The following is a 2,160-nucleotide window of genomic DNA, read 5'->3' as shown; positions in this document are numbered from 1 at the left end:
GACTGGGGAACGGCGCCTGCATGCCGCCGTTCCGGCTCTGCTGGCCGGTATTGCGTTGATTCTCAGCGCGACGTTCACGCACCAGCTTTCTGTATCGATCCTGCTCATTTCGATTGCCGCCTCCGGGATCATCGGCATCATGCCGATTTTCTGGACCTTCGCCGGACGCCTTCTTTCAGGCGCAGCGGCAGCGGCCGGACTCGCGATGATTAACTCTATCGGCAGCTTGTCCGGCATCACCGGCGCGATGATTACCAACGTCGCAAAGAACGTGACCGGTGACGTCAACAGCGGCACCTACGTGCTAGGTGGCTGCCTGCTGGTCTGCTGTTGTCTGATTCTTCTGATTCCCCGCACGATGGTGTCCACCGTACGGCCGGATTAAGCCAGGTTACCGGCTAAAGCGCCGGCCACGCGCCGGTAGCGCAGTTGACGGAAGCACACTGCAAACCGTCGTCAATTATTTAGCATTCCTTTAAATATGCAAGGTTTTTTTCCTTCAAGAAAATTATTTCAGGAGACAGGTAATAAAAAGAGTCGCTAAGACGGCGTTGCTGTCGTCGGTTACTGTTGCATGCTCGCTATACGGCATGGGGACCGCCTACGCGCAAAGCAATGTGACGCTGTACGGGTTGATCGACGAAAGCCTCAACTACGTCAGCAACGAAGGCGGCCACAGTGCGTTCACGCAAACGTCTGGCAACGTGCAGGGCAGCCGCTGGGGCATCAAGGGCACGGAAGATCTGGACGGCGGATACCAGGCTATCTTCACGTTGGAAAACCGCTTCGCGCTTAACAACGGGGCACTCCAACGGGGCACTCGGTCAGGGCGGCCTCGAGTTCGGACGTCAGGCGTTTGTCGGACTTACGACGCCCGCTGGCACGATCACGTTGGGTCGACAATACGACTTCCTGATCTATCTGTATTCGATGACCAACCTGTACAGCGCCGGTACGTACGGTTTCCATCTCGGGGATTACGACCGCCTCGGCGGCGAGCGGCTCAATAATGTCATTGCATACCAGAGTCCCACGTTCGGTGGCCTGAAGTTCGGCGCGCTGTACGCGCCGGGCGGCCAGCCCGGCCATCTGGCAGCCGGCAGTGCGCAGAGTTATGGCGTCTCATACAGCCGCAGCAACCTGAGTCTCGCAGCCGCGTACACCAGCGTGAACAATACGACCATCACCCCGGCCACGACGATCGGCGTACCCGACCTGTTCGGCACGCCGCAAAGCGGGACGATTGGCCTCGACCGGATGTCGACCGTCGCGGCGGGAGGCAGCTATCGGTTCGGGCCCGCGCTGCTGCATGGCGTGTATTCGCTCACCGACATGAAGAGCGGCGGTTCGACCGCCGTGCTAAGTACGTGGGAGGGCGGTGTAACCTATTGGCTGACGCCCGCGGTATCAGTGCTGGGCGGCTACGCGTACTCGAAGCTGAATGAAGACCGCTGGGGTCAATACATGCTCTCCGCCAACTATTCCCTCTCGAAGCAAACCGACCTCTATGCCTTGCTCAACTACGAGCATGTGCATGGCGAGAACGTCAGAGCCACGCTGTTCACCGCAACGCCTTCGAGCGGCGCCAACCAGACCATCGTCAGCCTGGGCATCCGGCATCGGTTCTGACGCATCGCTGCCAGGATTTTCTTGCGAAATGTTTTTCGTCCTGCGAAAATTAGACTAGTTAGCCCTATTGATGACCGTCTACCTTCTTTCATGACTCAAACGCCTTCTGACCGTATTGATGAGACTCATCGGGACTTCGTGGCCGCGCTTGCGCGCGGCCTCTCGGTGATCCAGGCCTTTAGCGAAAATCAGCCGGAAATGACATTGAGCGAGGTCGCCCAGGCGGCGCAAATGAACGTCGCCACTGCCCGGCGCGCCCTCCTCACCCTGCACTCGCTCGGATACGTGGGGATGCAGGGCAAGCGTTTTCTGTTGCTGCCAAAAGTGTTGTCGCTCGGGGTGGCATATCTGCGCTCGATGAATTTTAAGGACCTGGTCAATCCCTACCTGCAGGAAGTCGCGGACGAATATCGTGATTCCGTGTCCTTCGCGGTCCTCGATGGCGACGACGTCGTCTACCTCGCCCATGTACCCAGCAAGCGCAGCATCACACGACGGGCGTCCGTGGGATATCGGCTGCCCGCCTTCTGC

2 protein-coding genes and 2 pseudogenes are annotated in these 2,160 nt (G+C 59.0%); all 4 read left to right on the top strand.

The genetic code is table 11. From position 1 onward, the window contains the following. Positions 1-385 (top strand): annotated as a pseudogene (locus PQR53_RS38755) (MFS transporter); the annotation flags it as partial. Between the two features lie 205 nt (positions 386-590). Continuing rightward, positions 591-800 (top strand): annotated as a pseudogene (locus tag PQR53_RS38750) (porin); the annotation flags it as partial. Next, positions 697-1,629, top strand: coding sequence for a porin (locus tag PQR53_RS38745; RefSeq protein WP_408465860.1), 933 nt, complete (start codon positions 697-699; stop codon positions 1,627-1,629). The pseudogene PQR53_RS38750 and the gene PQR53_RS38745, both read left to right, overlap by 104 nt. A 90-nt stretch (positions 1,630-1,719) precedes the next feature. Then, positions 1,720-2,160 (top strand): helix-turn-helix domain-containing protein (locus PQR53_RS38740; RefSeq protein WP_408465858.1); only part of this gene is annotated, 441 nt, incomplete at its 3' end.

It is taken from the genome of Paraburkholderia fungorum (assembly GCF_046027605.1).
In the GTDB taxonomy this organism is placed as follows: domain Bacteria; phylum Pseudomonadota; class Gammaproteobacteria; order Burkholderiales; family Burkholderiaceae; genus Paraburkholderia; species Paraburkholderia fungorum_F.
The sequence above is the reverse complement of the archived record's forward strand: the minus strand, read 5'-3'. Positions and strand labels throughout refer to the sequence as shown.